This window comes from Saccharolobus solfataricus, assembly GCF_900079115.1.
Lineage (GTDB): Archaea > Thermoproteota > Thermoprotei_A > Sulfolobales > Sulfolobaceae > Saccharolobus > Saccharolobus solfataricus.
On record NZ_LT549890.1, the window covers coordinates 490,608 to 510,902 of the forward strand.

General features: G+C 35.6%; 21 protein-coding genes. 15 read left to right on the top strand and 6 right to left on the bottom strand.

Annotated elements, in window-relative coordinates; translation table 11 throughout:
* The first annotated feature begins 147 nt into the window (after window positions 1-147).
* Window positions 148-2,796: a DNA-directed DNA polymerase I gene (locus tag SSOP1_RS02825; protein WP_009991059.1), complete on the top strand. Its 2,649-nt coding sequence runs from the start codon at window positions 148-150 to the stop codon at window positions 2,794-2,796.
* Between the two features lie 95 nt (window positions 2,797-2,891).
* Here SSOP1_RS02825 and SSOP1_RS02830 read toward each other — a convergent pair whose 3' ends face one another.
* Genes SSOP1_RS02830 through SSOP1_RS02840 form a run of 3 tightly spaced genes read right to left on the bottom strand, consistent with a single transcriptional unit; the run spans window position 2,892 to window position 4,153 of the window.
* On the bottom strand, window positions 2,892-3,332 hold the full coding sequence (locus SSOP1_RS02830) for a DUF2286 domain-containing protein (protein WP_009991060.1): 441 nt from the start codon (window positions 3,330-3,332) through the stop codon (window positions 2,892-2,894).
* Window positions 3,329-3,814: a protein-lysine N-methyltransferase gene (locus SSOP1_RS02835; RefSeq protein ID WP_009991062.1), complete on the bottom strand. Its 486-nt coding sequence runs from the start codon at window positions 3,812-3,814 to the stop codon at window positions 3,329-3,331. The genes SSOP1_RS02830 and SSOP1_RS02835 overlap by 4 nt, the downstream gene beginning before the upstream one ends.
* Before the next feature lie 27 nt (window positions 3,815-3,841).
* On the bottom strand, window positions 3,842-4,153 hold the full coding sequence (locus tag SSOP1_RS02840) for a hypothetical protein (protein WP_010923032.1): 312 nt from the start codon (window positions 4,151-4,153) through the stop codon (window positions 3,842-3,844).
* A 34-nt stretch (window positions 4,154-4,187) separates the two neighbouring features.
* Here SSOP1_RS02840 and pgsA point away from each other — a divergent pair, with 34 nt between their 5' ends.
* Window positions 4,188-4,775 carry an archaetidylinositol phosphate synthase gene (gene pgsA, locus SSOP1_RS02845; protein ID WP_009991066.1) on the top strand — a complete coding sequence of 196 codons (588 nt, stop codon included), beginning with the start codon at window positions 4,188-4,190 and terminating at the stop codon, window positions 4,773-4,775.
* Here pgsA and priL read toward each other — a convergent pair.
* Window positions 4,754-5,677, bottom strand: a complete 924-nt coding sequence (priL, locus tag SSOP1_RS02850) for a DNA primase regulatory subunit PriL (RefSeq protein ID WP_009991067.1) — start codon at window positions 5,675-5,677, stop codon at window positions 4,754-4,756. The genes pgsA and priL overlap by 22 nt on opposite strands.
* A 61-nt stretch (window positions 5,678-5,738) precedes the next feature.
* Between priL and metG the strand changes: the two genes are divergently transcribed.
* Complete coding sequence (gene metG / locus SSOP1_RS02855; protein WP_009991068.1) at window positions 5,739-7,460, top strand: methionine--tRNA ligase; 1,722 nt, start codon at window positions 5,739-5,741, stop codon at window positions 7,458-7,460.
* Here metG and SSOP1_RS02860 read toward each other — a convergent pair.
* Complete coding sequence (locus tag SSOP1_RS02860; RefSeq protein WP_009991070.1) at window positions 7,449-9,554, bottom strand: V-type ATP synthase subunit I; 2,106 nt, start codon at window positions 9,552-9,554, stop codon at window positions 7,449-7,451. The genes metG and SSOP1_RS02860 overlap by 12 nt on opposite strands.
* A gap of 74 nt (window positions 9,555-9,628) precedes the next feature.
* Here SSOP1_RS02860 and SSOP1_RS02865 point away from each other — a divergent pair, with 74 nt between their 5' ends.
* The 12 genes from SSOP1_RS02865 to SSOP1_RS02920 all read left to right on the top strand — a co-directional run bounded on the left by SSOP1_RS02865 (window position 9,629) and on the right by SSOP1_RS02920 (window position 19,836).
* On the top strand, window positions 9,629-9,931 hold the full coding sequence (locus SSOP1_RS02865; protein ID WP_009991071.1) for a V-type ATP synthase subunit F: 303 nt from the start codon (window positions 9,629-9,631) through the stop codon (window positions 9,929-9,931).
* 5 nt (window positions 9,932-9,936) lie between these two features.
* Window positions 9,937-10,521, top strand: a complete 585-nt coding sequence (locus tag SSOP1_RS02870) for a V-type ATP synthase subunit E (RefSeq protein WP_009991072.1) — start codon at window positions 9,937-9,939, stop codon at window positions 10,519-10,521.
* Between the two features lie 2 nt (window positions 10,522-10,523).
* A complete protein-coding gene (locus tag SSOP1_RS02875) occupies window positions 10,524-12,302 on the top strand; it encodes an ATP synthase subunit A (protein WP_009991074.1) in 1,779 nt (592 codons plus the stop codon).
* The gene (locus SSOP1_RS02880; RefSeq protein WP_009991076.1) at window positions 12,302-13,693 is read left to right on the top strand and encodes an ATP synthase subunit B; all 1,392 of its coding nucleotides are present in this window, start codon (window positions 12,302-12,304) and stop codon (window positions 13,691-13,693) included. The genes SSOP1_RS02875 and SSOP1_RS02880 overlap by 1 nt, the downstream gene beginning before the upstream one ends.
* A complete protein-coding gene (locus tag SSOP1_RS02885; protein WP_009991078.1) occupies window positions 13,690-14,331 on the top strand; it encodes a V-type ATP synthase subunit D in 642 nt (213 codons plus the stop codon). The genes SSOP1_RS02880 and SSOP1_RS02885 overlap by 4 nt, the downstream gene beginning before the upstream one ends.
* Window positions 14,318-14,476: an ATPase gene (locus SSOP1_RS02890; RefSeq protein WP_009991079.1), complete on the top strand. Its 159-nt coding sequence runs from the start codon at window positions 14,318-14,320 to the stop codon at window positions 14,474-14,476. The genes SSOP1_RS02885 and SSOP1_RS02890 overlap by 14 nt, the downstream gene beginning before the upstream one ends.
* Before the next feature lie 20 nt (window positions 14,477-14,496).
* Entirely contained in the window at window positions 14,497-14,805 is a 309-nt protein-coding gene (locus tag SSOP1_RS02895) for an ATP synthase subunit c family protein (protein ID WP_009991080.1), read from the top strand.
* A gap of 44 nt (window positions 14,806-14,849) precedes the next feature.
* Window positions 14,850-16,295: a proline--tRNA ligase gene (gene proS / locus SSOP1_RS02900; protein ID WP_009991082.1), complete on the top strand. Its 1,446-nt coding sequence runs from the start codon at window positions 14,850-14,852 to the stop codon at window positions 16,293-16,295.
* 34 nt (window positions 16,296-16,329) lie between these two features.
* Window positions 16,330-16,617: a 30S ribosomal protein S26e gene (locus SSOP1_RS02905; protein WP_009991083.1), complete on the top strand. Its 288-nt coding sequence runs from the start codon at window positions 16,330-16,332 to the stop codon at window positions 16,615-16,617.
* A gap of 33 nt (window positions 16,618-16,650) precedes the next feature.
* Window positions 16,651-17,667, top strand: a complete 1,017-nt coding sequence (gene pdxS / locus SSOP1_RS02910; protein ID WP_010923033.1) for a pyridoxal 5'-phosphate synthase lyase subunit PdxS — start codon at window positions 16,651-16,653, stop codon at window positions 17,665-17,667.
* On the top strand, window positions 17,664-18,266 hold the full coding sequence (gene pdxT / locus SSOP1_RS02915) for a pyridoxal 5'-phosphate synthase glutaminase subunit PdxT (protein WP_009991085.1): 603 nt from the start codon (window positions 17,664-17,666) through the stop codon (window positions 18,264-18,266). Before pdxS ends, pdxT begins: the two co-directional genes overlap by 4 nt.
* Before the next feature lie 64 nt (window positions 18,267-18,330).
* Window positions 18,331-19,836: a holliday junction branch migration ATPase PINA gene (locus SSOP1_RS02920; RefSeq protein WP_048054179.1), complete on the top strand. Its 1,506-nt coding sequence runs from the start codon at window positions 18,331-18,333 to the stop codon at window positions 19,834-19,836.
* Here the strand turns inward: SSOP1_RS02920 and hjc are convergent.
* Window positions 19,833-20,264 carry a Holliday junction resolvase Hjc gene (hjc, locus tag SSOP1_RS02925; protein ID WP_009991087.1) on the bottom strand — a complete coding sequence of 144 codons (432 nt, stop codon included), beginning with the start codon at window positions 20,262-20,264 and terminating at the stop codon, window positions 19,833-19,835. The genes SSOP1_RS02920 and hjc overlap by 4 nt on opposite strands.
* Window positions 20,265-20,295 lie beyond the last annotated feature (31 nt).

A 20,295-nucleotide genomic window follows, 5' to 3' on the forward strand; every position in this document is an offset into this window, starting at 1 on the left:
AGGCATATCTCTTAAGAAATGGCTAGATGAATGAGAGGAGCAGGAGTAGCTTAAGAATCTTAAAACTTAGGTTCTTCATAAATGTCTATTTTTTCTCCCGCATTAAAACTTATAGCGTATTTCTCAGAAAATAATATATGTTAGAAAATGACTAAGCAACTTACCTTATTTGATATTCCTTCATCTAAACCCGCTAAGAGTGAACAAAATACTCAACAATCGCAACAGAGTGCTCCCGTTGAGGAAAAAAAGGTAGTTAGGAGGGAATGGCTTGAAGAGGCTCAGGAAAATAAGATATACTTCCTATTGCAAGTAGATTATGATGGTAAGAAAGGTAAGGCTGTATGTAAGCTATTCGATAAAGAAACTCAAAAGATCTATGCCCTATATGATAATACTGGACATAAGCCCTACTTTCTAGTAGATCTTGAACCTGATAAAGTAGGTAAAATACCTAAGATTGTTAGAGATCCATCTTTTGATCACATAGAGACTGTGAGTAAGATAGACCCGTATACTTGGAATAAATTCAAATTAACTAAAATCGTTGTTAGAGATCCCCTAGCAGTGAGAAGATTAAGGAATGATGTTCCAAAAGCGTATGAGGCTCACATAAAATATTTTAACAACTACATGTATGACATAGGTCTAATCCCCGGTATGCCTTATGTTGTTAAGAATGGGAAGTTAGAAAGTGTCTATTTGTCTTTGGACGAGAAAGATGTTGAGGAGATTAAGAAAGCCTTCGCTGATTCAGATGAAATGACTAGACAAATGGCAGTCGATTGGCTTCCCATATTTGAAACTGAAATACCTAAAATAAAAAGGGTTGCGATAGATATTGAGGTATATACACCAGTTAAGGGTAGAATCCCAGACTCTCAGAAGGCTGAGTTTCCAATTATAAGTATAGCATTAGCGGGGAGTGATGGATTAAAGAAGGTTCTTGTATTAAATAGGAATGATGTCAATGAAGGGAGTGTAAAACTTGATGGAATATCGGTTGAGAGATTTAATACAGAGTACGAACTGTTAGGGAGATTTTTTGATATACTGTTAGAATATCCGATAGTTCTTACATTCAATGGAGACGATTTTGATTTACCTTACATTTACTTTAGGGCGTTAAAGTTAGGTTATTTTCCAGAGGAAATTCCCATAGATGTAGCTGGTAAGGATGAAGCCAAGTATCTAGCTGGTCTTCATATAGACTTGTACAAATTCTTCTTTAATAAGGCAGTGAGGAATTATGCATTTGAGGGAAAGTATAATGAATACAATTTAGATGCAGTTGCAAAGGCCTTATTAGGGACATCAAAAGTTAAGGTAGATACGCTAATATCTTTCTTAGATGTAGAAAAATTAATAGAATATAACTTTAGGGATGCCGAAATCACACTTCAGCTTACTACATTTAATAACGACCTAACTATGAAGTTAATTGTATTGTTTTCTAGAATTTCTAGACTAGGAATTGAGGAATTAACTCGGACAGAAATATCTACTTGGGTAAAGAATTTATATTATTGGGAACATAGAAAAAGAAATTGGTTAATTCCTCTTAAGGAAGAAATCTTAGCGAAATCCTCTAATATAAGAACTTCTGCTCTAATAAAGGGAAAAGGATATAAAGGCGCAGTAGTTATAGACCCACCTGCTGGAATATTCTTTAACATAACTGTTTTAGATTTTGCATCACTATATCCTTCAATAATTAGAACGTGGAATCTTAGTTACGAGACTGTAGACATTCAACAATGTAAGAAGCCCTATGAAGTAAAGGATGAGACAGGGGAGGTGCTACATATAGTTTGCATGGATAGGCCAGGTATAACAGCAGTAATAACTGGGTTACTAAGAGACTTCAGAGTAAAGATATACAAAAAGAAAGCGAAGAACCCTAATAATAGTGAGGAACAAAAACTACTCTATGACGTAGTACAGAGAGCAATGAAAGTATTCATAAATGCTACTTACGGTGTATTTGGAGCTGAAACATTTCCGTTATATGCGCCAGCTGTAGCGGAGAGTGTTACTGCACTGGGGAGATACGTTATTACCAGTACCGTAAAGAAAGCTAGGGAAGAAGGTTTAACTGTATTATACGGTGATACTGATTCTTTATTCCTCCTTAATCCTCCCAAGAATAGTTTAGAAAATATTATAAAATGGGTTAAAACTACTTTCAATTTAGATTTGGAAGTTGATAAAACCTACAAGTTTGTGGCTTTTTCTGGATTGAAGAAGAATTACTTTGGAGTATACCAAGACGGGAAGGTTGATATAAAGGGGATGTTAGTGAAGAAGAGAAACACGCCGGAATTTGTAAAGAAGGTATTTAACGAGGTAAAGGAGCTAATGATCTCCATAAACTCGCCAAACGATGTGAAGGAGATTAAAAGAAAAATTGTAGACGTAGTTAAAGGATCATATGAAAAACTAAAAAACAAAGGATACAATCTGGACGAATTAGCGTTTAAAGTAATGCTATCGAAGCCTTTAGATGCGTACAAAAAGAACACTCCCCAACACGTAAAGGCAGCTCTACAACTTAGACCATTTGGAGTTAACGTATTACCACGAGATATAATATACTATGTTAAGGTTAGATCTAAAGATGGAGTGAAACCAGTACAACTAGCTAAAGTTACTGAAATAGACGCAGAGAAATATTTAGAAGCGTTAAGAAGTACGTTTGAGCAAATCTTAAGGGCATTCGGAGTCTCTTGGGATGAGATAGCAGCCACAATGTCGATAGATTCGTTCTTTTCATACCCAAGTAAAGGAAATAGTTAATTAAGAAAGATAGCAATTCTTCATAATAAATTTTTAGAAGCAATTTTTACCCACATAAGTTATAAAGATTTTTAGAAAATTTAAATCGTATATTTTTATTCTTCCTCCTCTTCCTCTAATTCTTCCTTTAATTCTTCTTGTTTCTGTTCGCTAGTCATTTGAGCCGCGTCATTTAACACATCTTTCTTTATTTCATCATTGATATAAAATGAAACAACATAAATCTTCTTATCTTGAAAGTCACTTTCTTTCCATTCATTCTCATAGCTTATTATATATACAGGGATTTTAGCTATAGCCTCTTTCTTATCCTTACCAATAAGAAAAGTCTTTATTGCTTCGTAAACCTCTGGTTTTAGCGGAAGAGGCAATCTCACTTCTTGGTTATCGCGCATAATTATAAAATCTGAAGCTAATTCATTCCATTCCTCTAACGCTTCTTTTGCAACATCTCTTAGCACTTTGCTAATTTCGCCTTCAGCTACCTTCTCCGATGTCACCTTTCCATTCTCACTTTTTACTATCAAAATTTTCATTTATGTTCACCAATTACGTAGAGATATACTGTATGATTCATATTTCCGTCCTCAACCTTTACTACTTCCTTTGGATTCCAACCCCTTATTTCAAATTCGTGGGAAACCACTCTCGTTCCAGGTTTAAGTTCCTTTTCAAGTTTTGGTTTTAACATCTCATTAACATTTGTTAAAAGGAACATCGTAACTACAGTAGCCTCGGAAATATCAACCTCAAAGAAATTACCTTTTACTATTGAAGCTCTTCCCGTTACCCCATTTTTCTCGATATTAGCTAATGCTTCTCTTATTCTTTCATCATTGATCTCTACACCTATGGCCTTCTTTACGTTAAAATCCTTCACTGCAGTTATTATTATCCTTCCATCTCCACATCCTAAGTCATACACTATATCATCTTGAGAGGCTTTAGCTATTTCTAACATTCTTCTTACAACTTTTTCTGGTGTTGGTACATAAGGAACATGTGGTACGTAACTCAAAACTTCTCACTTCAAAATAATCCTATCTTATCCTAGGTTTTTAATTTTTTTAATAGCCTCTTCTTTTCCAGCTTTCTTATCTGGCTTTAGGCTAGCGTCGAATGGCATCTTAGTTAATACAGGAATTATTTTCCCATCATCTGTTTGGGCTAATAACTGAGGAAGAAATGGCATATCAAACTCATCCTTTTCACCGTAGTCAGCTAGAAATGCGTAATCCTCTATTTTGACTTCCTTTTCTAGATTTAGTTCCTTTGAAAGCTCCTCTAAAGTTTCCATAAATACTTTGTGTAAGGGATGTGACTCCGAGGTTACCAGAATCAATTTTTTAGCTGTCATCCCGTATCACTAGTTAAAAGGGTTTAAAATAGTAGTGGTTTCCATGTTAACTAGAATAAGAAGGCAAATCAAAAGAGTAATAGAACCACTAGCAAAAACATTAGCCCAGCTTAAAGTAAGTGCAAATTTTATTACTATGCTAGGATTAATTTTCGCAATCGTATATTACTTTGAAATCATGAGATCAAATACCACTCTAGGAATAATTTTTTTGGTATTTTCAGCATTAATGGATGCAATAGATGGAGAAGTAGCAAGAGTATCGAAAACAGTATCTCCCTTAGGAAGTTTCTTAGATTCCACATTAGACAGGATAGAAGATATTCTCTACATTTCAGCCTTCATATTCTTGGGATTCTCCTCGTATCTCGTGGCGATAGCCGTGGGATTATCACTGACAATTTCATATATTAGAGCCAAGGCTGAATCCCTCGGACTCAAGATGGAAGGTAGGGGAATAATAGAAAGAGGAGAAAGAATAATATTTGTATTTGTAATTTTATTACTTTATATAATAGTTAGCAAACAAGTTTCCTTGTATCTATTTTACCTATTTATGTTACTCACAGCGATCACGGTAATCCAGAGGTTTTACGCTGTCTATTCGTTACTTAGGAAGTAGAGCTGTAAGGGATTTTTAACGTTGCAACTGCTCACACATAAACCTAGTTGCTTCATCTTAGCACAAGAATAAACGATATACCTCGTCCCCTTATCTCCCCTATATTTCCTATATAAGTCCTCGACGTTTGAAACGTTATATTTTTTCATAATAGATACTATACCACTTAGTCCCTTACCTATGTCAATGTAAAACGTAATTAAAGTCCTTATTTCTTCTTCGTTTAATTTTTCCTTAGCTAAAATATTTTCTATGCATGGAGGAATTATTCCTCTCCTTTCTATCAAGCTCTTCAATTTTTCTGGTATTTCTTTAAGATTCAGTGGTCTTATCATTTCGACTATCTTACTCTTAATACTTTCAGCTATTAGGCCAATTAGTTGATTCTTGTCCAGATATACGTATCCCTTATGTAAGATCTGCCCACTTAGTTTCCAATCTTCCTTAAGGTCTTTTGTATATTTGAGATAATCGATAAAATGAACACAAAATTCTTTTTGTATTATCCTTCTCTTTTTCTCTAAATAGAATTTTATAGGATCACATCTATTTATCTTCAGATCTAATAACTTAGAGATTTCAAGTAAATTCTCCTCATTCTCGGTGTGAAGTAGGGATCTGAATTGTTTAGCCTCTGCATATGCGTATCTTCTAATAAGCTTCACATCATTTAATATGGCTAGAGAAAGTAGCGTAGTGTAAAACACGAGTACGGGTTCATTATAAGAGACGTAATGTGGAAGTTCGTCACCAGATTTAGTCTTTTGTATCCTATCTTTAGCTTGATCAATGAGGGTAGTGCTATTTAATAGTAAATCTGTTAATGTAATTCCTCCTCCATATTTCTTTAGTTCATCATCAAGACTCTTTATAAAAGGATACTTTTTAACGTCTAATGCCATGTCCTTACTTAAAGTATGTTTAGTTATGTTTAATAAAGACTTGCTCTAAACACAAAATATAATGAAAGTGCTAGTTACAGCCGCCTGGCCATATGTAAATTCGGTACCACATTTAGGAAACTTAATAGGTTCAATATTATCAGCAGATGTCTTCGCTAGATATGCAAGGCTAAGATATGGTAAAGAAAACGTATTATTTGTAAGTGGAAGTGACGAGCACGGAACTCCAATAGAGATAGAGGCTATAAAGAGAAAGGTGAATCCCAAGGAGCTTACTGATCAAGCTCATGAATACGATAGGCACCTCTTCCTCAATGTTTGGAAAATAAGTTTTGATAACTACACTAGAACTGAAAGTGAGATACATAAGAAGTTCGTAAGAGAATTTTTACTGAAACTTACTAAATATATTAAAGTGTCTGAAGACGAGATACCATATTGTGAGAATGATAAACTATATCTACCAGACAGGTTTGTTAAAGGGACATGCCCATATTGTGGCTTTGAAGACGCTAGAGGTGATCAATGTGACAATTGTGGGAAATTACTAACCCCAAGTTTACTTGTAAATCCGAAATGTAGTATCTGCGGAAAGACACCTGTATTTAAGAAAACCAAACACTGGTTTTTTGATTTATCAGAGTTTAATGATAAGATAAGAGGTTGGATTAGCAGCTCTAATGAAATGCCAGATAATGTTAAGTCTGTCGCATTGAGCTGGGTTGGGGAGGGGCTGAAACCTAGAAGTATCACAAGGGATAATAAATGGGGTATCCCAGCACCATTTGAAGGAGCTCAAGATAAATCAATATATGTGTGGTTTGAGGCTCTTTTAGGTTATATATCAGCTGTAATTGAATATTTTGAAAGGAAAGGTGACCAAGAGAAGTGGAAAGAATATTGGTTTGGTCCTAACATAAAAAGCTATTATTTCATAGGAAAAGATAACATCCCATTTCATGCAGTAATTCTTCCAGCTATGCTCATGGCTTCAGAAGAGGAATATCACTTGCCAGATGTAATAGCGGCTACGGAATATTTACTATATGAAGGACAAAAGTTCAGCAAAAGTAGAAAGATAGGAGTATGGATTGATGAAGCACCAGAGCTAATGGATGTAGAATACTGGAGATTTGTGCTAATTAGATTAAGACCAGAAGAGAAAGATACTAACTTTACTTGGAGGGAAACTGTCAGAATAGTGAATACTGAACTTAATGACGATATTGGTAATTATGTAAATAGGGTACTTAGTATGGTGAATAGGTACTATAGCGGGATTGTACCAGAGTTTAAGATTGATATTCTCGATGATAACGATAGGAAAATTATCAGTCTAATAAATGAGACGCCGAAAGTTGTTGGAGATCTATTCGAGAAAGGTAAATTAAAGGCCGGAACGGAGGAAATGCTGAAATTCGTTAGGGAATGTAACGCATATTTAAATATGAAGGCTCCTTGGGACCTATACAAGAGTGGAAAAGAGATTGAATTAAAGAATACACTTTACATTGGAACCAATTCGGTAAAAACGATAGCGATTTTATTATATCCGCTAATGCCCTCACATGCTCAGAAAATATATGAAATGTTGAATATGGGGAATATAGAAAATGAGAAATGGGATGTTGCCTCAACGCTATCAGTTAACCCTGGTCATAAGATAGGGAAAGTTAATGTACTTTTCAAGAAACTTGAACCAGAATTTGAGTCTAAGATAAAGGATAAACTGGAAAAAATAAGGAAAGATATAGAAAAAATAAGACCTACCTTACTCAAGTGAGACGTAAGCCATAACCGGCTCGAATTTTCTTCCTCTTCCTTCATAGAACTTACTGAACATCTCGTAGAAATGAAGCCTTAAATCTTGTATAAATACTACTAACCCTTCTAAGCCTATAGCTAACAAGTTCCCTATAATCAATATGATAATTGCTATGGGGTTTATTAGGACTCCTATAGTAGTTGTGGATGGTGCAACTAAGTAGGCCATATAAGAGAATGCATATAGTATATAATAGTGTGATAAAGCGAATACTAAGACTCTTATAAATGAAATAGTATTAGACAATAATAGTAGGGCTCCCTCAAATCCACCTTCTATGAACCCCATAGCAATCGCAGAACCCCACGTAGCATTATCATGCCTTTTAACTAAAATTGCGTGAGCAGCCCAATTATATAATAGTGCAAACGAAGTCCACCAAACTATTCCGTAACCTACAATATTTTCACTAAAGGATTTCATAAGAACGGCGTTAAGTATTTGGCCTAATATCTGTTGATCTACGGTAAAGAAATTGGCTGGATCGGTTATACCATACATGAAGATAAATATTGGAACTACGTACAGTAAGAATAGTGGGAGTTTCTCCAAGAACAAGAATTCTGGATCCTTCTTTCTAATTGCATCTATAACACCTAATAAGGAGCTCACAAATAGCGCTAGGGCTCCCAGTAATACTGAAAATATCATAGTATTTTCTATACTAACACTAGTACTGTACTCTCCGAATGGTAAGAGAAACTTTATTGCCTCGGATACACTTGCTGGGATTGGCCATAAGTTGTAAAGAGGCCCTGCGCTATAGTTCCCATTATTTAATATCTCCCTTAATCCACCTACTGGTAATGGACCAAAGAAATCTCTAGCTAGTAAACCCGTTATGATTGCAACTATACTTGAGTATATTAGAATTATGGATAATTTAGGAATATTTTCACTTCCTCTCTTCTTCCCATATCTGTAAAACCATATTGAGAATAGCAATAAAACTAAGGCGTTCCCAAAATCGGGGAACATTAAACCAAATAGTATTGGGAAAGTAAAAACAAGGAAGACTATAGGTGATATTTCCCAATAGGATGGTGAGCCATATATTTCGACTAAGGATTCTAAAACCTTTATGGACTTTGGTAATTCAACTAATGTCGGTGGTTCCTCTTTTTCACCATATCTCCTAGGCCTTATATAATCCATAAATGCTAAATTATTAATCTCATTCTGTACTTTTTTAACATGTTTTTCAGGAAAATAACCTTCTATTTGCAAATAGTATTCAGAGACTCTAGCTTTATTCATGATATTTAGCGCATCACGAACAGTCAGTAATTTACCGTATACATTTTTAATATAGTTCTCCTCAGTCTTCACTTTCTTTGCTAATTCTTCTCTAGTTCTTTCTAAAATAATGTTTATTTGATTTATTCTTTCTAAAATTTCGTTATAGAGCTGAAAAGGGGATTTTCCTTCTTGTAGCTCATATCTCCTAACCCCAGCTTCTCTCAATTTCTTATCTACATTAATATTCTTCTCGGCGATGATTAGAACAATATACCTTTCCTCTCCAAACCTCGTATAATACACGAAGTTGGAATCACCTATAATTTGGTTGATAAGCCTTAACTTGTCCTCATCAACTTGAGCTAATATTACGTCAAATAGTTCCAAAGAATATAGTTTGGATAATTCTACAGTTATTGACTTAATCGGTTCTAGCTCTTTTAACTGTTGCTGATAAAGATCTTTCTCTGATCTCAGTCTGCCTATTTCCTCTAATAGTTCCTTGTACCTTTCTTCTAATTTCGACGCCTCTTCACTGACATCTTGTGCAGCCTTGATCCAACTACTTACTTTGATGCTCCCCAATGGTTCTATTACTAATCCTCCTAATTCCATGATTATTTTTAATTTACTTACGTGATCTTGTACTGCCGTGATAAGTCTTCTAGCATCTTCTATTCTTTCATTGCCTAATGGGTAAAGGGGGTCTTCTGGTTGAAACATGCCGAGCTTGAGGAGTTTAGTTATAATAGGGTCTATCGCTGATTTATCAGAAATTATCTGTAATCTGACCATATTCTCTGGCAATAGCACTTCAATTACCTCGGGATATGTATTAGTAGGTCACTTATAAGTATTTAATCTCTGTTATTTAGAATTAATTCGCAATGGGTAAAGTGTTTGTAGTTGGAGACAAGTATACAGTTTCCTTGTTTAGAATGGTTGGAACGGAAGGGGATTTCATAGATGATCCTTACAATCTGCCTGATATTATTTCTAAATTAAAGAAAAGAGAAGATATAGATTTAATATTAATAACGAAAGACATGTATGAACCTATAAGGGGAAAAATTGATCCACTTATTGCAGATCAAAGAAAACCTTTAATAACAATTATTCCTTCTCCATTTAGTGAATCCAAGCCATTAGACGTAAGAAAGATGATAATGAAAGCGTTAGGTTTTGGGTGAAATAAATGGATTTCGAACAGTTGTTGGATAAATCCTTAAACAAAGTTAGGGAAGAAATAAAAACGGAGTTGAGTAAAAGCTTAGATGAGGCTATAAAGCTACTCAATGAAGGTCATAATAAGATAGTACAAGAATATTCACAGAGGATAAATGAATTAATAGTTAAAACTAAGGAAGAAATTGAAGGAGAAAAAGCTAGACTAGAGGTGGAAAATAAGCGAACATTATTAGTTGAGAAAGAGTACTGGATAAATAAAGTTTATGAAAGAGTTTTGGGAAAGATTGGAGAAGTAGTTAAGACCAAGGAGTACAAGGACGCAATAGAGAACATAATAAGTAAAGAAATTAAAGAGATTAGAGAAGAGAAAGTTACCATATATTGTTCCCCAAATGATAAACTAATGATAGAGAAAATTGTAGGCAATAATAAAAACGTAACTGTAAAGACTGATGAGAAAATGCTTGGTGGAATAAAAATATATTTTGAAAGGAGTGGATTAACAAGAGATTTTTCATTAAAGCTTATCTTAGACCAAGTTTTTGATAGTATGAGGGGAAAGATTTCAGACATGTTGTTTGGAGGTAAGTAAAAATGGATAATGGAAGGATTGTCAGGATAAATGGTCCATTAGTCGTAGCAGATAACATGAGAAATGCACAGATGTATGAAGTAGTAGAAGTTGGAGAGCCTAGATTAATCGGAGAGATTACTAGAATAGAAGGAGATAGAGCATTCATTCAAGTTTATGAAGACACTAGTGGAATAAAACCAAATGAGCCAGTGTACAGAACGGGTGCTCCTCTGTCAATAGAGCTGGGTCCAGGCTTAATAGGAAAAATATTTGATGGATTACAAAGGCCACTAGACTCAATCAAAGAGCTCACAAAATCTCCTTTTATAGCAAGAGGTATAAAGGTTCCATCCATCGATAGAAAAACCAAATGGCACTTTGTGCCTAAAGTTAAGAAAGGAGATAAGGTCGAAGGTGGAAGCATCATAGGAATAGTAAACGAAACTCCATTAGTAGAGCATAGAATTCTAGTTCCTCCCTATGTTCACGGCACCTTAAAGGAAGTCGTTGCAGAGGGAGATTATACAGTTGAAGATCCGATAGCGATTGTTGATATGAATGGCGATGAGGTACCAGTGAAGTTAATGCAAAAGTGGCCAGTTAGAATTCCTAGACCGTTTAAAGAGAAGCTAGAGCCAACTGAACCATTATTAACTGGAACCAGAGTACTGGATACGATATTCCCAATAGCTAAAGGAGGAACAGCAGCAATACCAGGGCCCTTTGGAAGTGGAAAAACAGTCACATTGCAGAGTTTAGCTAAGTGGAGTGCCGCAAAAATAGTAATTTATGTGGGATGTGGTGAGAGAGGAAACGAGATGACAGATGAGTTAAGACAATTCCCAAGTCTTAAAGATCCTTGGACTGGTAGACCCTTGTTAGAAAGGACAATACTAGTTGCTAATACAAGCAATATGCCAGTAGCAGCTAGGGAAGCAAGTATATATGTTGGTATAACTATGGCAGAGTATTTCAGAGATCAAGGATATGATACATTACTAGTTGCAGATTCAACTTCGAGATGGGCTGAAGCTCTAAGAGATTTAGGAGGAAGAATGGAGGAAATGCCAGCGGAAGAGGGATTCCCAAGCTATTTACCATCTAGACTTGCAGAATATTATGAGAGAGCTGGAAGAGTTAAAACAATAGGAAATCCAGAAAGATTTGGTTCAGTTACCGTTGCTTCTGCAGTATCTCCACCTGGTGGAGATTTCACAGAACCAGTAACAAGCCAAACGTTAAGATTCGTTAAAGTTTTCTGGCCTTTAGATGTATCATTAGCACAAGCCAGACACTATCCAGCTATTAATTGGCTTCAAGGATTCTCAGCATATGTAGACTTGGTAGCAAATTGGTGGAACACGAATGTAGATCCAAAGTGGAGGGAAATGAGAGATATGATGGTAAGGACACTGATTAGAGAGGACGAGTTAAGACAAATAGTTAGATTAGTAGGACCAGAATCTCTAGCAGAAAAGGATAAATTAATACTCGAAACAGCAAGGTTAATTAAAGAGGCATTCTTAAAGCAAAACGCCTATGACGATATAGATGCCTTCTCTTCTCCACAGAAGCAAGCTAGAATAATGAGATTAATTTACCTATTTAACACATATGCTTCTAAATTAGTTGAAAGGGGAATTCCTACGAAGAAAATAGTAGATAGTATGGGACAGCTCTTACCAGAGATTATTAGATCGAAAGCCGCAATCAAGAACGATGAGTTAAATAGGTATGATGAGTTAGAGAGAAAATTAATTACTGTCTTTGAGAATTTGGAAAAGGAGGCTGGTACTTAATGTTAAGCGTAAGGGAATTTTCAAACATATCTATGATTAAAGGCCCACTAGTTTATGTTCAAGGAGTAACGGATGCATCATATAACGAGCTAGTAGAAATTGAGATGCCGAATGGTGAAAGAAGAAGAGGTCTAGTTATAGATTCTCAAATGGGAATAGCAATTGTGCAAGTTTTTGAAGGAACTACTGGCGTTTCACCTACAGGGACTAAGATAAGAATGTTAGGAAGAGGCTTGGAGGTAAAGATCTCAGAGGAAATGTTAGGGCGTATATTTAATCCACTAGGTGATTCATTAGACAACGGACCACCAGTGATTAAAGGCGAAAAAAGAGATATAAATGGATCCCCATTAAACCCAGCTGCAAGAGAGTATCCTGAGGAGTTTATACAGACCGGGATATCTGCAATAGATGGATTAAACGCGTTATTGAGAGGACAAAAGTTGCCTATATTTAGTGGTAGTGGATTGCCAGCTAATATGTTGGCTGCACAAATAGCTAAACAAGCAACTGTAAGGGGAGAGGAAAGTAACTTCGCAGTAGTCTTTGCCGCGATTGGTGCTAGATACGATGATGCTCTATTTTTCCGTAAGTTCTTCGAAGAGACTGGTGCTATTAATAGGGTTGCAATGATAGTTAGTTTAGCAAACGAACCACCGGTGATGAAGACATTAACACCAAAGACTGCATTAACGTTAGCGGAATATTTAGCCTTTGAACAAGATATGCACGTACTAGCAATATTAATTGATATGACCAACTATTGTGAGGCTCTAAGGGAAATTAGTGCTGCTAGAGAAGAAGTACCTGGCAGAGGTGGATATCCTGGTTATATGTACACTGATTTAGCAACGATTTATGAAAGAGCAGGAAAAGTTATAGGGAAGAAGGGCTCAATCACGCAGATGCCAATATTGACAATGCCAAATGACGATATAACCCATCCAATTCCAGACTTAACGGGTTATATAACTGAAGGGCAAATAGTCCTTGATAGGGCTTTATATAATAAGGGTATTTATCCACCTATCAACGTTTTGATGAGTCTATCGAGATTAGCGAAAGATGGTATTGGAGAAGGAAAAACTAGGGATGATCACAAGGATGTCTCAAATCAGTTATTTGCCTCATATGCTAGGGCAGTAGACACTAGAGGACTAGCTGCAATAATAGGCGAGGATTCATTGTCAGAAGTTGATAGAAAGTATTTACTATTTGGTGAGCTTTTTGAGAGGAAGTTTGTTAGTCAAGGATTTAATGAAAATAGGAGTATAGAGACCACATTGGATATTGGCTGGGAAATTTTATCAGTCTTGCCTGAATCAGAGCTAACGAACATAAAGACGCAATATATACAGAAATATCATCCGAATTATAGGGGTAAGAAATGAGCCAAAAAGTTTTGCCAACAAAAATAAATTTGATACAGTTTAGAAGGCAATTGAGATTAATTACAGTTATAAAGAGATTATTGGAAAATAAGAGGGAGGTCTTGCTTCTCTACTTGAGGACTTATGCTTCACAATATGAAAAAATTTACAATGAAGTAAATGAAGAGATGAAGAAAGTTTATGAGAGTTATTTACAAGCAGTAGCATCAGAGGGAATATCTAATATAGAGGAAATGGCTCTTTCACAAAAACCTAGCCTAGAGGTTAATAGCGCAATAAAAGTAATTTTTGGAGTTAAGGTTCCTACAATAAGATTAGACAAATCTACTATTCCCGCAAAGCCTTTCAGTGATGTTGAAACATCCCCTTACTTGTCAGAATCCTATGAGGAGATGACTGAAGCTTTAAACAAGATTATTGAATTAGTTGAGTTAGAGTCAACGATAAGATCGTTAGTATCAGAGTTAAGAAAAACTCAGAGGCTTATCAACTCAATAGACAATTACATATTACCATTTTATAGGGGATCTATAAAGTTCATTAAGCAGATTTTAGAAGATAGGCAAAGGGAGGAATTCTCAAGACTTAAAATTATAAGAAGAATATTACAGAGGAGGAGGGAAAGTGGATCAAGATAAATATTTACAAATTTTAAGAAACTCCCTAGAGGAGAAAAAGAGCGAAATTTTAAAGAATATAAATATGGAATATGAAAAACTGCTAAAAAATAGGCTAAGTCAGTTAGATGAAGTAAAAAGAAAGGTTTTAAAGGAATTGTCATAATAGTTTTCTGGGACTTAACTATGAAGAGAGCTAGTTTGATCCTAGCCTTCCTAATACCAGTATTAGTAAGTAGTGTAATAGCAGCAGCACAAGCACCATCAGATACTGCACAAGGTTTTGCCGGTATTAACATAGGTGCAGGACTAGCAGTTGGTTTAGCTGCGATAGGAGCCGGAATAGCAGTTGGTATGGCAGCAGCAGCTGGAGTGGGTGTACTAACGGAAAGAAGAGATATGTTCGGTACAGTTCTAATTTTCGTAGCTATTGGTGAAGGAATAGCAGTATACGGAATCTTGTTCGCTGTACTAATGTTGTTCGGTAAGTTCTAAAATAAAGGTTAAAGTTTTTTATCTCCTTATGTTTTTTCCTTTTTGTGCAGATAACTAGAGAGAAGTGGTCAAAAAACTTTAGTGAATGGTTTGATTGGGTATTAAGAGAAGGAGAATTTTACGATTATGGGAGATATCCAATAAAAGGTATGGGAGTATGGATGCCATATGGATTTAAGCTAAGACAAAATATAATAGGAATAATTAGAAATTTTCTAGACTCTACTGGACATGAGGAAGTATTGTTTCCACTTCTAATCCCAGAAGATTTGCTAAGGAGAGAAAGCACGCATATTAAAGGATTTGAAGAGGAGGTATTCTGGGTAACTAAGGGAGGAAGCACGGACTTAGACGTTAAACTTGCGCTAAGACCAACTAGTGAAGTCGCAATAACCACAATGGAAAACTTATGGTTGAAAAGCTACAAGCAATTACCTAAAAAGTACTATCAAATTGTAAGCGTCTTTAGATATGAAACTAAGGCTACTAGGCCAATGATAAGATTAAGAGAAATTACAACTTTTAAAGAAGCCCATACGGTTCATGAAACTTACGATGATGCACAGAAACAAGTAGAAGAGGCAATAGAAATTTATAAGAAGATTTTTGACACTCTCACAATCCCATACGTCCTTTCTGAAAGACCAGAGTGGGATAGATTTGCCGGAGCTTTGCACACTTATGCTTTCGATACTATTATGCCGGATGGTAGAGCAATGCAAATAGGTACAGTGCATCACTTAGGTCAAAACTTTAGTAAGGCATTAGATTTTAAGATACAGAAAAAAGATGGTAGTTTAGACTATCCACACCAAACAAGTTATGGTATTTCAGACAGAGCAGTAGCTTCAGTAATTGCAATACATGGAGATGATCACGGACCGGTTTTACCTCCTTCTGTAGCTCCCATTAAAGTAGTAGTAATACCCATTCCTGCAAAAAATGAAGAGGAAACTCAACAAGTAATGAAATACTCAATTGAGATCTGTGAGATGTTTAACAAGAACAATATAACTTGTTTGACTGATCAAGATACTGAGAAAACACCTGGGGAGAAGTTCTATATTTGGGAAATTAAGGGAGTTCCAATTAGACTAGAAATCGGCCCAAGGGAGCTTATTTCTGGCACAGTATTTATAAAGAGAAGAGACAATTTTAAGTCTTATACTGTAAGGAAAGAAGAAGCCATCAATAAGATTAAAGAACTTCTAAATGAAATCCAGGAAGACTTAAGAAGAAAGGCTTGGGAGGATCTTAAATCTAGAATAGAGTATTCGAATGATATTGAAAAAGCTAAGAAGATATTAGGGAATAACTCAGGTATTGTAGAAGTCCCTTGGTGTGGAAGTAACGAGTGTGGCTTAAAAATTGAGGAACTTACCAATGCGAGAGTACTAGGTTATCCAATAGAGAAGAGAGAAGTTAATGATAAGTGCGTAATTTGTAAAATGAACGCAAAAACAGTTCTAAGGATTGCAAAAACTTATTAGAGATTAAATAGTGTGAATTAAATAGGGTGTAAAATTGCCAAAGAAGAGAGAGAACAGAGGAAGAAGAAAAGGAGATAAAGGACATGTTGGTTATATAAGTTGTGATCAATGTGGTGCTAGAGTACCAGAGGATAAGGCAGTATGTGTAACAAAAATGTATAGCCCCGTGGATGCTTCTCTAGCATCTGAATTAGAAAAGAAGGGTGCAATAATTGCTAGATATCCTGTAACTAAGTGTTACTGTGTGAATTGTGCGGTATTTTTGGGTATTATTAAGATAAGAGCAGAAAATGAGAGAAAGCAAAAAGCTCGTTTAAGATAGGCTTTTAAACCTTTAGTCAGAATATGTGATGAAATGAGACTTTATGAATTATCTTTTGCACAAATTGAAGATTTTTTCTATAAACTAGCAGAAGTTAAAGATATTATAAAAGATCATGGTCTATTAGAATTTCTACCAGAATTTAAAAAATTGGATTCAACTGTCCATACGGGAACTACTAGAGTGAAGCATGCATTTCCAATCTTTCAAAAGGGAGGAGTCGTCATGGATATTACAAACGTTCAGCAGGCTCAAATAGCGGAGGAAGCTGGGGCTGTAGCTGTAATGGTTCTAGACAAGCTACCTTATGATGTTAGAAAGTCTGGTGGTGTGGCTAGAATGGCGGATCCTAAGATAATTGAGGAGGTAATGAGTTCAATAACAATACCAGTAATGGCGAAAGTGAGAATTGGTCACTATTACGAGGCTAAACTACTAGAAGCATTAGGTGTTGACATGATAGATGAAAGTGAAGTCCTAACACCAGCTGACGAGGAACATCACATAAACAAGTGGGAATTTAGTGTACCGTTCGTCAATGGAGCTAGAAATCTGGGAGAAGCACTAAGAAGAACATCAGAAGGAGCATCAATGATAAGAACTAAAGGTGAAGCAGGAACTGGAAATGTAAGTGAGGCAGTAAAGCACATGAAGATAATAAATAGTGAGATAAGAAGCTTGATAAGTATGTCGGAGGAAGATAGGGTCAAAAAAGCAAGAGAATATCAAGTTCCTTACCAGATAGTTGAGCTCACTGCGAAAATCAAGAGATTACCAATAGTCAACTTCGCTGCTGGAGGTATAGCGACACCGGCTGATGCTGCTCTTATGATGTGGTTAGGTGCTGATGGGTTGTTTGTTGGTTCTGGTATATTTAAGAGCCAAGATCCGGACGAAAGAGCTAAAGCAGTAGTCCTAGCGGCAGCTTGCTGGGAATACCCAGAAATCGTATTGGAAGCTCAGAAAATGATAAGCGAACAGAAAAGTATGATGGGAATTGATATAAAATCTCTAAAACCGGAAGAATTACTACAAGTGAGAGGGCTATGAAAATAGGTATAATAGCTTATCAAGGGAGTTTCGAAGAACATTTTCTTCAGTTAAAGAGGGCTTTTGATAAACTATCATTAAATGGCGAGATTATTTCAATAAAGATTCCTAAAGATCTAAAGGGTGTGGACGGAGTAATAATACCGGGAGGGGAAAGCACTACAATAGGATTAGTAGCTAAAAGGCTAGGGCTATTAGATGAACTGAAAGAGAAAATTACATCTGGTTTACCAGTCTTAGGAACGTGTGCTGGTGCTATAATGTTAGCAAAGGAAGTAAGTGATGCCAAAGTAGGTAAAACCTCACAACCATTAATAGGAACAATGAATATTAGTGTGATTAGAAATTATTATGGAAGACAAAAGGAAAGTTTTGAAGCTATAGTTGATCTATCTAAAATAGGTAAGGATAAAGCTCATGTGGTATTCATTAGAGCTCCAGCAATAGCGAAAGTATGGGGAAAGGCTCAAAGCTTAGCTGAGTTAAATGGTGTAACAGTTTTCGCTGAAGAAAATAATATGCTTGCTACTACATTTCACCCCGAATTATCTGATACAACTTCGATACACGAATATTTCCTACATCTAGTTAAAGGGTAATCTTTTATTTTTATATAATATATACCTCGATTGAAAAGTGGGGATAAGGATTTTGAATGATCTGATGTTAGATAAAAGTGCGTTATTATTTGGGGTCTCGAAATATCTTGAGAAGGGAATAATTACTGGTAATATCCTAATTCATAAATCACTTTTAGCTGAACTCGAAAAGGAAAGTAATGATGGTTTAGTTAGCGCTGAAATAGCTCTTGATGAAGTGAAAAAGTTAAAAGATATAACAGAAAGAATTCTAGTTAATTTTGAAATAGTAGGCGAAAATTCAAAAAAAGGAGAAGCTAATGAACTTTCGCGTGAATATTGCTTAGAGAAAGGTTGCATAATGGTTACCGCAGACGAAACGCAGAAAAAGATTTGTGATGTGATGGGGATACAGTATAGTTTTTTACAACCGTTAGAGCAAAGTTTATCATTTGAAAGTTTCTTTGACGATGAAACAATGAGCTTACACATAAAAGAGGATACTGTACCGAGAGCAAAAAAAGGTAAGCCTGGGAATTGGAAATTTGTAAATCTCTCAAATAAGCCTATGTTGTCAGTTGATGTAAAAAGGATAGCTAATGAGATAATTAATGGTGTTAGGTTCATAAAAGGTTCTTTTATAGAAATAGAGAGAAAAGGTTCTCTCATTATACAGTTAGGCAATTATAGAGTGGTGATAACTAGACCACCTTTAAGCGATGGTTGGGAGATAACTATAACTAGACCAGTTGTTAGGAAAAGATTAGAAGATTATGGTTTAGATGAACGACTAATAAAAAGGTTAGAAGAAAGAGCAGAGGGAATAATTATAGCAGGAGCTCCTGGTATGGGAAAGACAACGTTCGCACAAGCACTATCAGAATACTATATGAGGTTAGGGAAGATAGTGAAAACCATAGAATCCCCGAGAGATATGCACTTACCTCCAGAGATAACACAATATTCTAAAAACTATGCAGAAATTGGAGAGCTTCATGATATTTTACTATTAAGTAGGCCAGACTATACAGTATATGACGAGATGAGGAATGACGAGGATTTTAAACTTTATATCGATCTTCGCCTTGCAGGCATAGGAATGGTAGGGGTAGTTCATGCTACCTCACCGATTGATGCAATACATAGGTTTGTAAACAGAGTAGATATAGGTACAATACCAAATATCTTGGATACTATAATATTCATAAATTCTGGAAACGTAAGTAAGGTTTACACTTTAGAAATCACAGTAAAAGTACCAGCAGGATTGAAGGAAGCTGACCTTGCGAGACCAGTTGTAGAAATAAAAGATCTAGTCACTGGGAATACTGAATATGAGATATATGTATTCGGTGAACAGACCATGATAGTACCAGTGAATAGAGGAATCACCTTGAATAATATGGAATTTAAAATATCGAAAATTGTTAATAATATAATACCAAAAGCTACAGTAAAGTATGAGGACGGAGAATACGTTATAGTAATACCAAAAGAAGAAATAGGAAAATACAATAGGAAATTGGTACAACGATTAAAGAGACTCGAGAAGAAGAACAATATAAAGATAAAGATTAAACTGTCAGATTAGAGAAAATTATCTAGCGTTCTACTTATTTTTGCCTCTACTAATCTTACCAAATCTTCTAAATCTAACCCTTCAATTTCAGAGTCTGCAACGTAATTTCCGGTTTCAGTTCTTCTTAACTTCTCAAATGGTATGAACTTCAAAACACCGGGCTTTTTGACTCCTAAAAATAGCGAACCGCCACTCTTTCTTGCAAATTCTATAATACCTTCTGCTTGTTCCCTTCTAACATAAATTTTTCCCTCTATATCCTTTCTACTCTTCATCTCAATTAAAATAATAACGCCATTCTTTAAAGCGATAATATCCGGTATAGGGTCTTTCCTCTTACTACCACTTGCTGGAGCTCTCACAACAGCAAAACCCTTATCCCTTAACCTGCTCACAATATTTCGTTCTACTGCGGAACCTTTCCTCTTTTTAGCGTTCATAAGGTATTATATAAATAAAAGTTTGTAGTAT

Bases quoted from the DNA above. Each gene is read 5' to 3' on its own strand.
- hjc (WP_009991087.1), bottom strand. From the start codon at position 20,264: ATGAACGCTAAAAAGAGGAAAGGTTCCGCAGTAGAACGAAATATTGTG.
- pdxT (WP_009991085.1), top strand. From the start codon at position 17,664: ATGAAAATAGGTATAATAGCTTATCAAGGGAGTTTCGAAGAACATTTT.
- SSOP1_RS02830 (WP_009991060.1), bottom strand. From the start codon at position 3,332: ATGAAAATTTTGATAGTAAAAAGTGAGAATGGAAAGGTGACATCGGAG.
- priL (WP_009991067.1), bottom strand. From the start codon at position 5,677: ATGGCATTAGACGTTAAAAAGTATCCTTTTATAAAGAGTCTTGATGAT.
- SSOP1_RS02865 (WP_009991071.1), top strand. From the start codon at position 9,629: ATGGGTAAAGTGTTTGTAGTTGGAGACAAGTATACAGTTTCCTTGTTT.
- SSOP1_RS02880 (WP_009991076.1), top strand. From the start codon at position 12,302: ATGTTAAGCGTAAGGGAATTTTCAAACATATCTATGATTAAAGGCCCA.
- metG (WP_009991068.1), top strand. From the start codon at position 5,739: ATGAAAGTGCTAGTTACAGCCGCCTGGCCATATGTAAATTCGGTACCA.
- SSOP1_RS02920 (WP_048054179.1), top strand. From the start codon at position 18,331: ATGTTAGATAAAAGTGCGTTATTATTTGGGGTCTCGAAATATCTTGAG.
- pdxS (WP_010923033.1), top strand. From the start codon at position 16,651: ATGAGACTTTATGAATTATCTTTTGCACAAATTGAAGATTTTTTCTAT.
- SSOP1_RS02895 (WP_009991080.1), top strand. From the start codon at position 14,497: ATGAAGAGAGCTAGTTTGATCCTAGCCTTCCTAATACCAGTATTAGTA.
- SSOP1_RS02870 (WP_009991072.1), top strand. From the start codon at position 9,937: ATGGATTTCGAACAGTTGTTGGATAAATCCTTAAACAAAGTTAGGGAA.
- SSOP1_RS02875 (WP_009991074.1), top strand. From the start codon at position 10,524: ATGGATAATGGAAGGATTGTCAGGATAAATGGTCCATTAGTCGTAGCA.
- SSOP1_RS02825 (WP_009991059.1), top strand. From the start codon at position 148: ATGACTAAGCAACTTACCTTATTTGATATTCCTTCATCTAAACCCGCT.
- SSOP1_RS02885 (WP_009991078.1), top strand. From the start codon at position 13,690: ATGAGCCAAAAAGTTTTGCCAACAAAAATAAATTTGATACAGTTTAGA.
- SSOP1_RS02840 (WP_010923032.1), bottom strand. From the start codon at position 4,153: ATGACAGCTAAAAAATTGATTCTGGTAACCTCGGAGTCACATCCCTTA.